The following is a 14,086-nucleotide window of genomic DNA, read 5'->3' as shown; positions in this document are numbered from 1 at the left end:
GCTGTTCCTCCAGTTTCACCGTTCCTCGTCCGCCCCGCACCGGATAGGGCCGGCACGCCGTTCCACCAGGGCCGATCGGCTCTTGGCACGGTCGGGGAGAGCGAAAATACTGGGACGGCAGGCAACTCGACGGAGTCAGGAGGCCGCCGTGGACGCGCACCAGAACTTCCGCGCGGAGGCCGAGGCCCGGCGGGATGTGCCCTCCCGCTCCTGGAGCCCCGAGGAAACGGCATGGCAGGAGAGGCTGCTCCGTTACCTGGGTGCCGTGGCCACTGCCGCGAAGCACGCGGGCACCACGGCCGAACAGCCCGGCACGGAGGGGCAGGCACCCACGATGCCTTTGGTGCGGGACGTGATGGACGTGCCGGCCACTTTCCTCCGCGAAGACCTGCCGTATCGTGACATCGCCCGCTTGCTGGCACGCGAGCATGCGGGCGCGCTCCCGGTCGTGGACGCCGAGGACCATGTGGTCGGCGTTGTCTCGGAGTCCGATCTGCTGGCGAAGGTCGCCTTCGAGGCCTCCGGGCACCGGCCCGGACACATCGGCAGGCTCCGCGAGCGCCGCATGCACGGCAAGGCGCGTGGTGAGACGGCCGCCGACCTGATGACAAGCCCCGCGATCACGGTTCTGCCCGGCGCGACGCTCGCCGAGGCCGGCTGGCTCGCTGCGCTGGCCAGGCTGAAGCGGATGCCCGTCACCGATGGCAAGGGCCGTCTGGTGGGTGTCGTGCGGCGTGACGCGCTGCTGCAGGCGCTGATCAGGGACGATGCCGACATCCAGGCGGAGGTGCGGGCCAGGATCGAAGGCTGCTGTCCCCCGGCGGACCGGAAGACCGTCGACGCGACCGTGCACGACGGCATCGTGGAGCTGACCGGGCGGCTGCCCACGGCGACGACGGCCCGGCTGGTGGCCCAGGTCGAGGAGATCGCCGACGTCGTCGAGGTGAAGAACCTGCTCACCACCGCCTGACCTCGGCCGCCGTCATCGGACCACGGGCAGCGTGGTCCTTGGCGCGGTGTGCGTTGTGCGGGCCGGATTCGCGCTGGTCGAGGCGCGAGGCGAGGACCGCCGCCTGGACCCGGTGCTGCGCCCCGAGCCTGGCCGGCAGCCGAGGCGTGCTTCTTGACGGTCTTCTCCGAGAGGTACCGCTTCTGGCCGATCTCGCGGTTGGCCGGACGTCGCGGTATGTTCCCCGGCTATCGCGGCGTGCCGGCGTGCGAGAGGTCGAACTCCACGTCCACCACACCTTCGACCGCCCTGATCAGCCGTGCGGCGGCGGGGACGAGGGCGGGGTCACGTATCCGGCCGGTGAGCGTCACGACACCGTCGTGCACGTCCACCTGCACGGCCGACGACGGCGGCAGGAAGAGGTACGACACGACCTCGCGCCGCACCTCCTCGGCGATTTCCTCGTCCCCGCGCAGGAAGACCTTGAGCAGGTCGACCCGACTGACGACGCCCGCCAGCAGACCGGCGTCGTCCACCACCGGCAGCCTCTTCACCCCTTCACGCGCCATGATGCGCGCGGCCTCGGCGAGGGTGGCGCAGGCCCGGATCGTGATGGCGGGGGAGGACATGACATCCGCTGCGGTGAGGTCGCCGGCCTTCGTCATGGTGACCGGCTGACGCCGAGGGAGGCAGTCCGCATCGGGGCTGTCCCTGAGTTCCTCCTTGTGCAGCAGGTCGGCCTCGGAGACCACCCCGACCACCCGGCCTTCACCCTCGATCACGGGCAGGGCGCTGACCCGCCAGTCCTGCAGCAGCTGCACGATCTCCTTGAAGGGGGCCCGAGGGCCGACGGCGGCGACCGTGTGGGTCATGACATCGCTGACGACGTACGAGGTGGTGCCGTGGTGTGCTGCCGTACATGGTGACTCCGTAAGGGCCTCGATGGAATGTCCGGCTCCTTCCAGGGTGTGCCGGGAGGCCGGGGACGGGCCAGGGGGCGCCCGGCCTTCGGGCGAGCCACTCGGCTTCTGCGCTGGAGGGGGCCGGTCGGGCCCCGATGGGGTCGGTTGGCCCCTGATCCCGGCAACGTCGCGGCGTCACGTTGGTATCGGAAGCCTCGACCCGGGAGGTGGAGACCGTGCCCCGAACCGTCACCGTGGGTCTCGACGACTCGCCCGAGAGCCGGGCCGCGGCCGAGTGGGCGGCGCGCGAAGCGCTGCTTCGTGGCCTGCCCCTGAAGATCGTGCATGTCCGGGAGCCCGCGCCGAGGTACGTGGCCCGGACCCCGCTGCTGGACCTCGAGGGCCACCGGCACTGGGTGGAGCGGATGACACACGAGTCCGCGGACGGCATCCGGCTTCGTCATCCGGGCATCGAGGTGACCACCGAGCAGCTCACGGGGACGGTGGCCGACGTCCTTTGCGAGGCAGCGGGCTTCTGCGAACTGCTGGTGCTGGGCTCACGGGGCCTCGGCGTGCTCGGCGGGTTCATGGTCGGCTCGGTCACCCTGGCCGTCGTGGCCCGCGCCGAGCGGCCGGTGGTGCTGGTGCGGCCGGGAGAGCAGGCCGCTGACGAGCACACGATGGATCCGGCGGGCGTACCGAGTGCTGCCACCCCCTTCCGGCCCGTCGTGCTCGGCCTCGACATCGATCACCCGGACGACACGCTGCTGGAGTTCGCCTTCGATGCCGCCGCGCGCCGGAAATCCGCCCTGCGGGCCGTCCATGGCTGGCCCGAGCCGCCGGCCTCCTCCCACTGGTCCTCCGGTCGCGCCGAACTCCACGACTCCCTCGGGCGCGGGCAGGCCGCCCTCCTGAGCAAGGTGCTGCGTCCCTGGCGGCAGAAGTTCCCGGATGTCGAGGTGATCGAGGCGAGCCGGCCCGGCAATGCCGCGCAGGTTCTCGTGGACGGTTCCCGTGACGCCTCTCTCGCGGTCGTCGGCCGGCGTATCCGCACCGGCTCGTTCGGTGCCCACATCGGCCATGTCACCCACTCCGCCCTTCACCACATCGCCGCCCCCGTCGCGGTCGTCGCGCACGGCTGACCCGCCGCAGCGCCTTCGTGATGGTCCTGATCGTGATGGGGGTGAATGAGAGGGCTGCGCCCGGGGGGTCCTCGATCCAGCAGGGTGGGTCAACGGCCCCGAGCGCCGAAGTTGTGTCGGCTCCCCGTGCCGGACGGCGGTTGCCGGTCGCGAGGCCGCCGCGCTGCCGTCCCCCACCTGGACGGTTACCGTGGCAGAGTGCCCCCACATTTCGGAGGACCCCAACATTCCGGACCCGCGCTGGAGGGCGAAATGGAGGGTCGGGGCCCGGCGGAGCCCCGCGTACAGCTGCCTCAGCTCAAGCTCGACGAGTTGCTGGAGGAGTTGCAGGCCCGGATCAACACGGCCCGGAACACGCGGGATCGGGTGCACAACCTGCTGGAAGCAGTGCTCTCCGTCGGTCGGAAACTGGACCTCGAACAGGCACTGCGCTCCATCGTGGAGGCTGCCGCCGTCCTGGTCGACGCCGAGTACGCAGCCCTGGGGGTCATCGGCCCGGAAGGCACCGCTCTGTCGGCCTTCCACACCATCGGTGTGACCGAGGAGCAGGTCGCCGCCATCGGCAACTTGCCAGAGGGCCACGTCGTCCTCGGTGAGGTGATCCGGAACCCGGAGCCGCTCCGGCTGGAGAAGATCTCCCAGCACCCGGCCTCCTACGGCTTTCCGGACCACCATCCGCCGATGAACAGCTTCCTGGGCGTGCCGATCCGCGTCCGTGGTCTTGTTTTCGGCAATCTGTACCTGACCGAGAAGCACGGCGGGGTGCAGTCAAGCGAATCGCTGCGGAGGAAGCGGGTCATTCGGCGTCGGCCGCGGTGAGACGGCAGTCCACGCCCACGACCCCTTCGACACTCTGGACCATGCGGGTGGCCAGCGGAATTCGAGCGGACTCGCCGACGTGTCCGGTCAGGGTCACGACGCCGTCGGTCACCATGATGCGCACGGGCTCGAGCGGGGCCGGGAACAAGACGTCGACGACGCCGCGGCGGATCTCGTCGGCGAGTTCGCTGTCCGGGCGCAGGAACACCATCAGCAGATCGCCACGGCTGACGACGCCTTCGAGGACACCCCCGGTGTTCACGACGGGCAGCCGTTTGACGTGCCGCAGGGCCATGATGCGTGCCGCCTCGGCGAGCGTGGCGTCCATGTGGACGGTGACGGCCGGCGTGCTCATCAGCTCCTCGGCACAGACCGCCCCAGCCTTGGCGAGGTCGGTCAGCCGGTGCGACTGGGTGAACCGGGAGGGGGCGTCGTCCCGGAGTTCCTCCTTGGGCAGCAGGTCGGCCTCGGAGACCACGCCGATCACCCGGCCGTCGCCCTCAAGTACCGGAAGGGCACTGACCTTCCACTGCTCCATGCGCTCGACGATGTCCTTGAACAGGGCCTTGCGGCCCACCGCCACGACGGCGCGTGTCATCACGTCACCAACCCGGTGCGGGCTGCTGTGCATGCGCTCCTCCTCTGACCGAACTCGGCGTCCTGCACGCATGTCGCGCGCACCGCCTCGGCGTCGAAGTCCCAGGCCCGCACCGGGCACACCGCCTCGGCACCCAGGTGTCAGGTGCGCGGCTGCCGACCCGCTTCTCCTCCTCTCCGACCGTCCTTCTCACCCCTGTCAGCGCACCACCGGGACTCCCGGTCCACCAGGGCCGACCGGCCCCGATGCGGGGACAGCATCGAGGATCCCAAGAACATGACAGGCCCCGAAACGCGGACAAGCCCGCCCGCCCCGCTGCGTGGAGCGCGGGAACGGGCGGGCTTGCGAGGGCCTTACGGCTTCACACGCAGAACCTGCGGGTCGTGGTCGCTGACCTGGTCGGCGAACTCGGAGTTGATGTGCACCACGTCGTAGGTGACGTGGTTCAGCATGCTCGGGTTCACCATCATGTGGTCCAGCACCTGCGAGTTGCCCTGGAAGACGTAGGAGTAGCGCTCGTCCGCCGGCAGGGTGTTCACCAGGTCGGTGAGCTGCTTGCCGTCACCGGTCAGGGTCTTCATCGCGGAGGAGAACTGGTAGTCGTTGTAGTCGCCCAGGGAGACGATGAGGGCCTTCGGGTCGGCGGCCTCCAGCTTCTTGACGAAGGCGTTCTCCAGCGCGGCCTGCTTGTTGCGCTGGATCTCGGAGCTGCGGACCGGCTCCTGGACGCGGCCGGCGACGTTCTGGTCGCCGCCCTTGCTGTTGAAGTGGTTGGCGATCACGAAGATCGTCTTGTTGTCCTTGGTGAGGAACTCGCCCACCAGCGGCTTGCGGCTGCTGTTCCACGCCTCGTCCGTCGGGGCGATCCGCCCGGGCGAGACGGTCAGGTGGGTCTTGTTGTTCTTGCCGACGACGTCGACGGCGGTGACGGAGTCGCCACCCGGCCGGTCGACGAAGCTGATCCGCTTCGGGTCGAACAGGAAGACGGTGCGGATGTTGCCACCCGGCTGGCCGCCGTCCTTGTCGTTCACCGGGTTGATCTGACGGTACTCGTAGCGCGGGCCGCCGGCGGCGACGATGGCGTCGGTGAGCTTGGCCAGCGTCTTGTCGGGGTCGACGGTGCCGTCGTCGATGGCGCCGCTGTTGTCCTGGATCTCCTCGACGCCGACGATGGCGGGCGCGCGCAGGTTGGTGACCAGGTTGTGGCCGAGCCGGTCGAACTTGGACTGCGGGTCGCTCGGGGCGAGGTTCTGCACGTTGTACGTGCCGATGGTGACCTCGTTGGACTTCGCCTCGCTGGTGACCTCGGGCTTGAGGCCGTTGTCCTTGTGGGTGCCGAGCTGGCGGGCCGCGAGGATGTAGGTGCCGGCGAACTGGCTGTAGTCCAGCGGGCCCGCGGTGACGCCGGTGAGCTCGTCGCCCACGTTCGCCATCGGGAACGGGTCCGTGGTGTTGATCGCCTGGACCTGGAGGCGAGCCACGTTGGGGTCGTCGTACGACGGGTAGTAGACGCCGCCGCGCTTGGTCTTGTTGTGCGTGGGGTCGGCCGTGACCCACAGCTCGTGGTAGGCGTCCGTGGCGCCGACGACGCGGGCGTCGGAGACCTGGACGTTCATGCCCTCCAGGGACTCGTAGAAGTCCAGGGCGTACTTGGTCGGCTCGAGGTCGGAGTACTCGATGCTGCCGTTGGCGTCGGCCTTGGGCGACCACACGGCGGGGATGCTGTGCTTGTCGAGGACGACCGGGGCCGGCAGCGCGTTGCCGCTGGACAGCACGGTGACCGTCGGCTTCATGATCTCGGTGGTCGACTGGATGCCGGAGTCGTAGCCGCCCGGGTAGTACTCGGTGACGACGCCGGACACGGTGACGCTGTCGCCGACCTTCACCGTGGGGTTGGAGCTGGTGTAGACGAAGATGCCCTCGCTGGTGCGGGGGTCGTTGTCCGGGTTCGGGTCCTGCATCCAGAAGCCCTTGGACGTGGAGGACGTGCTGGTGGTGCGGACACCGGTGACGATGCCGGTGACGTCCTTGACGTTCTTGGTGGACAGCGGGGACCGGCGGGTGGTGCCCTGGATGTCGTGGATCTTCGCCGAGATCGCGTCGGCGGGGGCGCTCGCGGTCGGGCTCGGCGACGGGGAGGTGTCGCCGCCGCCCGTGCCGCCGCCCTGGCCGCCGGAGTTCTCCGGGGTCGGGTCACCCGCGGCGAAGTCCGCCGCGTTGTCGTCGGTGTCGACCAGCGTCTTGCGGGCGACCGAGGCGGTGTTGCTCGCGCCGGCGGCCGGGCCGGAGCCCTCGTGGACGAGAGCGGTACCGAAGCCGACCAGGTCCTTGATGCGGGAGTCGGCGGCGCAGTCGGCCTTGGTGACGCAGGTGAGCAGGTCGGTGCCCTTGACCAGCGCGACGGTGCCGGTGGTCCCCGACATGTTGATGTTGCCGGTGGCGTCCGGGCTCGGCAGCGCGGTGGTGCCACCGGTGCCCGCGGCCTCCTGGATCAGGTAACGGCCGTTGCCGGCCAGGGAGCCGGTGAGCGGCGTGGACTGCCACTTGGTGGTCGGACCGGGGTTGCCCGAGAGGTACTGGACGCTGTAGTCGGAGAGGTCCAGCGAACCGGATCCGGCGTTGGCCAGCTCGATGAAGTCGTTCGTCAAGGTGGCGCCGGCGTTGCCGCCGCCCCCGTAGACCTCGGAGATGACGGCGTCGGCCGACGGGGTGGCGAAGGCGGAGTGGACGCCCACTCCGGCCAGCACGACCGAGCCGGTGATCGCCAGGGGTATCAGCCGCTTGCGCAGAGGGGTCGCGCGGTGTCTTGCCGGGCGGGGCGTTTCAGCGCTGGAATTCGACACAGGAAGGGTCTCCTTGGGAGCCGGGAAAACATGAGGGCGCCTGGGGAAGCGCCGACCGCCCCGGATCCGCTCTGGACGGCCGGGGTCTGGCACGCGGTCAAGCTACGCGCATAGATGCGTCCGAAAAAAGGCCGCGGGACCAACACTTGGCAAACTGTTATCCGACACCCGGCGCGCCTGGCGCCGGAGCGCGCGACGACATAACCGGTGGTGAGCCCGATCCGACGGGTGCGGCGGCGTACTGAGCCGTGTCCGGCCCGGGTCTCCGGTCGCTGTCCCGCGACGGGTTCAGGGTCGGATGTCGGGTCCTGCGCGAGTCCACGTGCCGGGGCCGCACCGCATGGGCGACATCACCCATTTTCCCCTGGAAAATGGGGAGTTCCTCAACGCTGGTCGAGCGCCGACCACATGGGCGCGGACCCGCCCTCGCCGCTCTGCCGCCAACGAGCCCCCGGCCGCCCTGCAACTGACCGGCCGCGAGCGCGCGTTCGCTAGTGCGCCGCGGTCTCCAGGGCCGCCATCCGGCGGTCGTGGAGGCGGCTGAGGACCAGCACCGAGACGGTGGCCCCGATCAGCGCGCAGAACATGTCCCACTGGGTGTCCCACACATCGCCCTGAGTGGCGAGGAACGCGTCCGCGTCGTGGCCGCCGATCACGGCCGCCGCCCACTCGAACAGCTCGAAGAGCGCGCTGAACGCGAGGCACGCGCACACCGTGAGCGGCGCCAGCCAACGGCTGCCGCGCAGCGGGGAGGTGCGGCTGAGCAGTTCCCGTACCAGCACCGCCGGTACGAAGCCCTGCAGCAGATGGCCCAGCCGGTCGTACGGATTGCGCTGGAGGCCGAAGGCGTCCCGGATCCAGTCGCCGAGGGGCACCTGCGCGTAGGTGTAGTGGCCACCCGTCGCCAGCACCAGCGCGTGCGCGGCGAGCAGGCAGCACAGCAGGTCGGTGAGCGGGAAACGCCGCCAGGCCAGCATGACCAGCGGCAGCCCGACGATCACCCACACGGTCTCCAGCAGCCAGGTGACGCGGTCGCGCGGGGCCCAGCCCGACACGATCAGCCCGGCCACCACGATCCCGGCGAGCAGGAGCGGCGGAACGCGCCAGGGGGAGGGGCGTGCCGGAGCGGGCAGGGTCGGGGCGGACATGGGCGGACTCCTCGCCGTAGGGCGCTCCTTGTGGCGGGAGCGCGACAGGTGCCCTCATCCTGGTGCGGCGCCGGTACGGCGGCATGAGTACCGCTACTCATCCCGTTCCGGGGCCCGGCCCAGGGCCCCGGAACGGGTCGGTCGGACACGCCCCGGCACCCCGGCCGGTGCTTGGGCGAACACCGGGTCGGCTCGCGGAGATTCTCCGGGGCCGGGCCGTTGAGGACAGGATCTGACCTCAATGGTCCGTAGCGTCGTTCCGGTCGGGGCAGAAGTCCCGGCGTGGATCGACGAAAGGCGGCCGGACAATGGTCACTCACGTTTCCGCGGAGGCGCACGGCGACGAGCGTGGAGCGCTGCTGGCGTTCATCGAGGAGCAGCGCGGCGGTATCCGCCGGTCGGTGCTCGGCCTCACGGAGGAGCAGGCCGCCTCGAGGCCGAGTGCCAGTGAGCTGTCGCTGGGCGGGCTGGTCAAGCACGTGGCCGAGGTCGAGCAGAGCTGGATCGCCCGGGCCAAACAGGAGGCGCCGGCGGTCGCGCGGGACCAGTCGAACTGGCACGAGTGCTTCCAGCTGGTCGGCGACGAGACCGTCGCCTCGCAACTGGCCCACTGGGAGAAGGTCGCAGCCGAGACGGAGGCGTTCCTGCGCGCGGTGCCCAGTCTCGACGACACCTTCCCGCTGCCGTCCCAGCCCTGGTTCCCGCCCGAGGGACGCGTCTCCATGCGCTGGGTGGCCCTGCACCTGATCCGCGAGTTCGCGCGGCACGCCGGCCACGCCGACATCATCCGCGAATCCCTCGACGGGGCCACGGCCTTCGAACTGGTCGCCAAGGAGCGGGACGCTTCCGGCGAGTGAGCCGCGGCGTCCTGCGCCGGTCCGTATGTCAGTGATCCGGCCGCCAGGACCTGTCCGGTCGGTCGTGTGACCTTTCCGCGTCCGGAGCGCCGGCGAACGCGGGAAGGCCGACGGCGATCGGGTCGTAGCGGGAGAGCGGAGGGTGGTGTGAGGATGGCGCGATGTTGATGGTTTCCTCCTGTATGGCCGATGACCCCGCTCTGCGTGCGCTGGTGGATGCGATGACGGCGGAACTGATTCCCGTGTACGAGCTTCCTCCAGACGTCCGGCCCGCTCCGTTGGCTTCGGCGGCCCGGTATCTGCTGGCTCGGAACGACGGCCAGGCGGTGGGCTGTTGTGCGGTGCAGCCGATCGGTGCGGAGACATGGGAGCTGAAGAGGATGTTCGTCTCCCCGGCCGCCCGGGGTACGGGAGTCGCCGACCTGCTGCTGGCCGAGGCCGAGCAGGTCGCCTCGGGGCTCGGCGGCCGGTTGATGCGCCTGGAGACGGGAGTGCGGCAGCCCGCCGCGATGCGCCTGTACGAGCGGACCGGGTACCGCAGGATCGCCAACTACACGCCGCACGACCAGGATCCGACGTCGGTGTGCTACGAGAAGGCGCTGTCCGCTCTGTCGCCGAGGGTTGCCGTCGGCGAGTAGGAGCCGGGGAGCGAGGGGCTCAGCGGGGTTCAGGCACACCCACCCGCCGATCACCCCGTCCTCGCAAAGGGGGCGCGCGCACCGCCGGCGCGCCCCCTTGTCGTGGAGGGCTGCCGTGGAGCGGCCCGGCCGTCGAGGAGGACCGGGCGCCGGGAGTCGCCGTTTGTCAGACCAGGGCCGGCAGGCCGAGGATCAGGTCGGCGGCGGCCGTGCGGCCGCCCGCGGCACGTTGCAGCGCGCCGATCCGTTCCGCGTTCTCGTGGAAGGACGGCTCGGTCAGGACCCGGGTGAGTTTGTCCACGACGTCGTCGACGGCGATGGTCTCCGGGTGGTCGAGGGTGAGGGAGACCCTGGAGTCCCGGCCGCGTACCGCCTGGTCGTAGCAGTTGACCCACAGGGGCCGTACGACCAGCGGCTTGCCGAAGTAGAGGCCCTCGTGGAAGCCGTTGCCGCCGCCGTGGGTGAAGAACGCCTTGACGGCCGGGTGGGCGAGGACGTCGAGTTGGGAGGGCACCCAGCTCTCGATGCGCAGGTTGTGCGGCAGTTCGCCGGTCGGCGGCAACAGGTGCTGCTGTTCGGCGGGCAGCTTCCACAGCACCTGGTGCTCGTCCGCGAGCCGGCGGGCCACCTCCACCAGGGAGCCCACCTGCTCCCGGGTCAGCCGGGTGATGGTGCCGAAGCCCAGGTAGACGACGGAGGACTGGTCGTCGAGCCACTTGCGTACCGGATCCTCTCCGGGGGTCTCCGGCAGGGGCGGCAGCACCGCGCCGACGAGGCGCACCTTCTCCGGGATGTCGAAGGGATAGTCCAGCTCCGCCACCGAGTTGCACAGCACCAGCTCGGCCTTGTCGATCCGCGTCATCGGATTGGGCGGCGGTAGCCCCAGCCTCTTGCGGATACGGGCGTCCTCCTGGAGGACTCTGCCCATGGCCGGGTTGAGGAACATGGCCAGGGTGCGGAGCTTGAAGAGCTGGTTGGCCACCCGCTGCGCCAGGTTCATCCGGCGCGGCAGCCCCGAGTGCGGGACCGGGAAGTCGCGCGGGGTGTGCCCCTTGGTGAGGGGATGGTGCGAGGTCAGCACGTTGCTGGGCAGGAACGGCACGCTCAGCACGAACGGGATGCCCCGGGAGACCGCCAGGTCCACGGCGAAACCGCTCATGCAGTCGACGACCATGAGCGTCGGCCGGACCTCGTCGACGATCTCCTGGAGCCGGCGGAACTTCTCGGCCTGGAGGACGGGCTTGTAGGACTGCCGGATGACCGCGCGGTGGGCCCGGAAGCGGGAGGGCTGCGTGACCTCACGGTAGATGTCGTCGGGCCAGGTCACGGCCGACAGCTCCGGAATCACCTCGCCGAGGGAGGCGAACCGGACCGGCGTGCGGTGCACCGTCGCGCTCACGTCCTCCCTGCGGGGCTCGTCGGTGGCGAACCACAGGTCCTCGACGCCCTGGCGGGAGAGTTCACCGGCCAGGACCAGCAGCGGGTTCAGCAGACCGCACTCGGGGAGACTGACGAACAGGATCGGCCGTCGTGCGGATTCCATGAAGAGCCTTGTGCCTTTCGTCGGTGGCCGCGGGGCGGGGGAGCACTCCCGGGGCGATCATCGCCCGGCACTGTGATCTCATGCCGGGTGCCGGAAGATCCTTAGACCTCCCGCCGGCGCCGGACGAGGCCGTCGACGGGGCCCGTCGCACCCGTGGTCAGTGCCCGTATTCGGTCGTGGCACCCGGAAAAGCCCTGGAAGCGGCGGGGCGCGAGCCGTGCGGGCCTACGCCGGAGGGCTCCGGTGTGCCGTGGCCGGGGAAGCGGGCGCCCAGGAGGGACAGCAGCGGCCCGGCCTCGCGCGCGGTCTCCTCGAACACGGCGTCCGGGTCGCACGGCGCGGTGACGGCGGCCCCGACGCCGTAGCGCAGCCGTTGGCCGTTGAACACCGCGGTGCGGGTGGCGAGGCCGAAGTCGGCCGCTCCCGAGAGGGAGAAGTAACCGATCGCCCCGGTGTGGATGCCGCGCGGCCCGCTCTCCAGCCGGTCCAGGGCCCGCATCGTCCCCGGCTTCGGTGCGCCGGTCACGGAACCGCCCGGGAACGCCGAACGCAACGCCGCCACGGCCGTGGTGTCCTGGCGCAGCCGTGCCCTGACCGTGCTCACCAGACGGTGACCCTCGGGGCAGGTCACCACGTCGAACAGCGGATCGACGGTGACGGCGCCCGCCTCGGCGCGGGAGCCCAGATCGTGCCGCGCCAGGTCGACGAGGGTCAGATGCGCGGCCCGTTCCGGCTCACTCGTGGCGAGGTCCGCGATCAGCAGAGCGTCCTCCTCCGGCGTGCTGCCGCGCGGACGGGAGCCGTTGGTGACCGTGGACTCCGTCCACCCGTGCCGGTCGACGCGCAGGAAACGCTCCGGGGCGGAGCTGAGCACGGACAGCGCGCCGAACCCGAGGAACGCCCCGAACGGCGCCGGGGCGAGCCGTCTCAGGGCGCGGTACGCCTCCCACGGGTCGAGGTCCGTCCTGGCCTCGACCATGTTGGCGAGAAACAGCCTGTGAGCCTGCCCCGAGGCCAGTTCCTCCTGGCAGGCGGCGACGAGTCTGAGGTACCTCTCGCGCTCATGCCGCAGCCGCAGACGCGGCCGAACCGGGCGCGCGGGTGCCGGGAAGCGGGCGGCCGGGACGGGCGGAACGGGCGTCCGCGGCAGGGCGGCAAGCCGTGCCGAGGCGGCGGTGAGCCACGATCGGGCGGGGCCCTCGTCCCCCTCCTCGGCGAGGGCGAGCAGATACGTGGTGTCCGTGCCGTGGTCGAGGACGACGGCACGGTCGGCGAAGACCATGACGGCGTCCGGCGCCGGTGAACGGTGTGCCCGTGTGCCGCCGCATTCGGCCTTCAACTCGTAGCCCAGGAAGCCGACCCAGCCGAGCGCGAAATCGAACGGCAGCTCGGGGATCTCCGCCGTCAGGGACCGCAGATCCTCGTCGAGCAGGCGCAGGAACGGATCGCGGACCACCTCAGGCGCCGTACCCGGCTTCCGCACGGAGACGGTGCCCCTGACCACGTTCGCGGTGGCCACTTGGGCGAGCGGCCCGTCCGCGTTGCCGAGCACGGAGACCCGGCCGGGGCCGCCGTCCGCCCGGCTGCTGTCCAGCCAGAAGGGATGGTCACCGGAGCGGAACAGGTGGTCGAAGACCGTCTCCGCCTCCCAACGCGTCTCCAGCGGTTCGGCCAGCACCCGCAGCCGGCGGCGTGGCGGCCGTGACCGGCCGGCGCCCGGGAGCCGCAGCGGCGTCCTTCCGGCACCCGCGGTGACCGCCGATGCCCTTCTCGTACCCGCGGCGGCCGCCGGTCTCTCTCCCGCACCGGTGCCGACCGCCGCGGCCTTGCGTGTCCCGGCGGTGAACGGCGAGGGCCCGGCGGTGAGCAGGGACGGCCCGGTGGTGAGCAGGGAGGGCCCGCGGCGTGAAGCGTGGTGCCGCTCGGTCAGTTCACCGAAAGCGGCCAGCAGTTGGCGACCCGTGTCCGTCCCGGCGGATTCCGGGTGGAACTGCACTCCCCACAGAGGCAGGCTCCGGTGGCGCAGCGCCATGACCACGCCGTCGTCCGTCGCCCAGGCGGTGGGCTCAAGGGCGGGGGAGAGGCCGGTGACCGCGAACGAGTGGTAGCGGACGACCTCCAGGGGATTGGGCAGATACCGGAGGAGCCCGGCACCGGTGTGCCGCACGGGCGAGATCCGCCCGTGGCACGGCCAGGGGGCCCGGCTCACCGCACCGCCGTGCAGCAGCGCGATCGCCTGGTGGCCGAGACCCACGCCGAGCACGGGCAGCCGGTCCTGACGGCAGACCTCGGCACTGACGGCGTTGCCCAGCCGGTCGTGCGGGGTGCCCGGGCCGGGGCACAGCACCACGTTGTCGAAGCCCCTCAGCAGTCCGGGGCGCCAGGAGGGATCGTCGAATCGAACGATCTGGGGCTCCACGCCGTTCATCTCCGAGAGGCGGTGGAACAGGTTGTGGGTGAAGGAATCGTCGTGGTCGACGAGCAGAGTGCGCATCGCGGGTCCTCGCTCCACTGGTGCGGGGACCGGGACCAGGGCGTCGGAGAGGGAGCGTCGTCAGCCGGAACCGGGGCACGCGTCGGTCCCCGTGCTGCGGATTGGGCGGCTCGGTTTCCGGAAGGTGGGAGAAGTGTGTGGATTCCGGCCGAG

At 70.9% G+C, this 14,086-nt stretch carries 10 protein-coding genes and 2 pseudogenes; 5 read left to right on the top strand and 7 right to left on the bottom strand.

Going from position 1 to position 14,086, the window contains the following annotated elements; translation table 11 throughout:
* Positions 1–148: 148 nt before the first annotated feature.
* A complete protein-coding gene (locus ACIP4X_RS31490; protein WP_358733666.1) occupies positions 149–970 on the top strand; it encodes a CBS domain-containing protein in 822 nt (273 codons plus the stop codon).
* A 227-nt stretch (positions 971–1,197) separates the two neighbouring features.
* Here the strand turns inward: ACIP4X_RS31490 and ACIP4X_RS31485 are convergent, their stop codons facing one another.
* A complete protein-coding gene (locus ACIP4X_RS31485; protein WP_401351581.1) occupies positions 1,198–1,821 on the bottom strand; it encodes a CBS domain-containing protein in 624 nt (207 codons plus the stop codon).
* Between the two features lie 266 nt (positions 1,822–2,087).
* Between ACIP4X_RS31485 and ACIP4X_RS31480 the strand changes: the two genes are divergently transcribed.
* Positions 2,088–2,993 (top strand): universal stress protein, encoded by a 906-nt coding sequence (locus ACIP4X_RS31480; RefSeq protein ID WP_391459183.1) that lies wholly within the window; start codon positions 2,088–2,090, stop codon positions 2,991–2,993.
* A 252-nt stretch (positions 2,994–3,245) separates the two neighbouring features.
* Positions 3,246–3,770 (top strand): annotated as a pseudogene (locus tag ACIP4X_RS31475) (GAF domain-containing protein); the annotation flags it as partial.
* A gap of 19 nt (positions 3,771–3,789) precedes the next feature.
* On the opposite strand, the gene ACIP4X_RS31470 reads toward ACIP4X_RS31475, so the two are convergent.
* The 4 genes and pseudogenes from ACIP4X_RS31470 to ACIP4X_RS31455 all read right to left on the bottom strand — a co-directional run bounded on the left by ACIP4X_RS31470 (position 3,790) and on the right by ACIP4X_RS31455 (position 8,401).
* Complete coding sequence (locus ACIP4X_RS31470; protein WP_391459181.1) at positions 3,790–4,443, bottom strand: CBS domain-containing protein; 654 nt, start codon at positions 4,441–4,443, stop codon at positions 3,790–3,792.
* 11 nt (positions 4,444–4,454) lie between these two features.
* A pseudogene (locus tag ACIP4X_RS31465) lies at positions 4,455–4,550 on the bottom strand (regulator); the annotation flags it as partial.
* Positions 4,551–4,763: 213 nt separating this feature from the next.
* A complete protein-coding gene (locus ACIP4X_RS31460; protein WP_358733674.1) occupies positions 4,764–7,253 on the bottom strand; it encodes a lamin tail domain-containing protein in 2,490 nt (829 codons plus the stop codon).
* 491 nt (positions 7,254–7,744) lie between these two features.
* Entirely contained in the window at positions 7,745–8,401 is a 657-nt protein-coding gene (locus ACIP4X_RS31455; RefSeq protein ID WP_358733676.1) for a DUF2238 domain-containing protein, read from the bottom strand.
* Positions 8,402–8,709: 308 nt separating this feature from the next.
* Here ACIP4X_RS31455 and ACIP4X_RS31450 point away from each other — a divergent pair, with 308 nt between their 5' ends.
* Complete coding sequence (locus tag ACIP4X_RS31450; RefSeq protein ID WP_358733677.1) at positions 8,710–9,258, top strand: DinB family protein; 549 nt, start codon at positions 8,710–8,712, stop codon at positions 9,256–9,258.
* A 182-nt stretch (positions 9,259–9,440) separates the two neighbouring features.
* A complete protein-coding gene (locus tag ACIP4X_RS31445; RefSeq protein WP_358733679.1) occupies positions 9,441–9,896 on the top strand; it encodes a GNAT family N-acetyltransferase in 456 nt (151 codons plus the stop codon).
* A gap of 166 nt (positions 9,897–10,062) precedes the next feature.
* Here the strand turns inward: ACIP4X_RS31445 and ACIP4X_RS31440 are convergent, their stop codons facing one another.
* Together ACIP4X_RS31440 and ACIP4X_RS31435 are read right to left on the bottom strand one after the other, a co-directional pair.
* On the bottom strand, positions 10,063–11,439 hold the full coding sequence (locus tag ACIP4X_RS31440; protein ID WP_358733681.1) for a glycosyltransferase: 1,377 nt from the start codon (positions 11,437–11,439) through the stop codon (positions 10,063–10,065).
* 157 nt (positions 11,440–11,596) lie between these two features.
* Entirely contained in the window at positions 11,597–13,933 is a 2,337-nt protein-coding gene (locus ACIP4X_RS31435; RefSeq protein WP_358733683.1) for a chorismate-binding protein, read from the bottom strand.
* Between the last annotated feature and the right edge of the window lie 153 nt (positions 13,934–14,086).

It is taken from the genome of Streptomyces sp. NPDC088817 (assembly GCF_044750345.1).
Classification (GTDB): domain Bacteria; phylum Actinomycetota; class Actinomycetes; order Streptomycetales; family Streptomycetaceae; genus Streptomyces.
Note: the sequence above shows the minus strand (reverse complement) of the source record. Positions and strands in the feature narration are given on the sequence as shown.

What these genes read in the sequence shown, in the direction of transcription:
- ACIP4X_RS31485 (WP_401351581.1), bottom strand. Translation starts at nt 1,821, where the DNA reads ATGACCCACACGGTCGCCGCCGTCGGCCCTCGGGCCCCCTTCAAGGAG.
- ACIP4X_RS31470 (WP_391459181.1), bottom strand. Translation starts at nt 4,443, where the DNA reads ATGCACAGCAGCCCGCACCGGGTTGGTGACGTGATGACACGCGCCGTC.
- ACIP4X_RS31455 (WP_358733676.1), bottom strand. Translation starts at nt 8,401, where the DNA reads ATGTCCGCCCCGACCCTGCCCGCTCCGGCACGCCCCTCCCCCTGGCGC.
- ACIP4X_RS31450 (WP_358733677.1), top strand. Translation starts at nt 8,710, where the DNA reads ATGGTCACTCACGTTTCCGCGGAGGCGCACGGCGACGAGCGTGGAGCG.
- ACIP4X_RS31445 (WP_358733679.1), top strand. Translation starts at nt 9,441, where the DNA reads ATGGCCGATGACCCCGCTCTGCGTGCGCTGGTGGATGCGATGACGGCG.
- ACIP4X_RS31440 (WP_358733681.1), bottom strand. Translation starts at nt 11,439, where the DNA reads ATGGAATCCGCACGACGGCCGATCCTGTTCGTCAGTCTCCCCGAGTGC.
- ACIP4X_RS31435 (WP_358733683.1), bottom strand. Translation starts at nt 13,933, where the DNA reads ATGCGCACTCTGCTCGTCGACCACGACGATTCCTTCACCCACAACCTG.